The sequence below is a fragment of the Rhizobium mayense genome (genome assembly GCF_030272705.1).
Classification (GTDB): domain Bacteria; phylum Pseudomonadota; class Alphaproteobacteria; order Rhizobiales; family Rhizobiaceae; genus Rhizobium; species Rhizobium mayense.
Genome location: NZ_JARFYM010000098.1, coordinates 1 through 1,109 on the forward strand (window position 1 = coordinate 1; position 1,109 = coordinate 1,109).

At 57.2% G+C, this 1,109-nt stretch carries 1 protein-coding gene; it reads left to right on the top strand.

What is annotated here, in order from left to right; genetic code table 11:
* The coding region (locus PY649_RS34740) for a rhodanese family protein (protein WP_285873597.1) at positions 1–358 on the top strand (358 nt) is incomplete at its 5' end.
* Positions 359–1,109 lie beyond the last annotated feature (751 nt).

The window sequence follows — 1,109 nt, forward strand, 5'->3', positions numbered from 1 at the left end:
TCAAATCATATTCCACTGCAAGTCCGGGATGCGCACTACTGCCAATACCTTACAGCTCGAATCAGCAGCTGACGGAGTACCGGCCTGTATTCTCAAAGGAGGTATCGATGCGTGGCGGCAGGCAAGACTACCCACCGTCGTCGATCGCTCACAACCGCTGGAAATCATGCGACAGGTGCAGATCACAGCCGGTACGATAGTGCTAACCGGCGTGCTGCTTGGTTTAATTGTTTCGCCCGTATTCTTCGGAATATCGGCGTTTGTCGGTGTAGGACTAATGTTCGCTGGCGTAACAGGATGGTGCGGCATGGCCAATCTTCTGCGCGTCATGCCTTGGAACCGGCGTTCAAAAGGCTGATGGTTACTATTCTGCTCACCCGTTTTTGGACTGTCTCGATATCTGGAACGACGTCTAAATTATAGGGGAAGGGTCACACTGCTCCGGCGCCTTCGGCGGGCTACGCCGCTCCCGCTCCGCGCTCGCCCGGAGCCTGCAAGGCCAGCGAAACCGGGGAAGGGCAAAATGGCTCAGGAAGCGACGAACGGGGCGATTCCGGTTGCACTTGGTGCGAGGCCAGCGGCAAGCTGGCTATGGGCGTAGTCACCTGTGGCGAGGGGAAGGGCCGGGTTGTGGTAAGTCCGGCCCTTCCTGCGTCTGTAGCTAGGAACTCCCAGTTAGAGACCGCAGGATGGCCATACAGGGCACTCAGACGAGTTTCCGATACCCAATACCGGACAAGATCCGGAAGCCATCATACGGCCTTCTGACGGCCTTATAGCGGGTGATCGCAAGAGGCGATCACCTGTTCTCCTGTCGCGATCAGGTGGGGCATGGTGCCGTCCCATGTGGGGGTTTCTCGCGGCCTGGCCGGAAAGGGCGGCACTCTGGCGGCAATTTTCGCAGTGCCACCATGCCGCGCCCTAACCCCATGTGCAGACATCGGAATCCTGAAAACCAAGGTCACAGAGTGCCGGTTTCTTTAATCTTGCCCTCACTTTTCCGCCTTCTCCCACCCCGGAACATAGACAAAATCGACGATTTGTATTACACTGAAATACAGTGTTGGGAGGGTATGTCATGGCTGTCAGTCGCATGGTCCAGGCCCGAG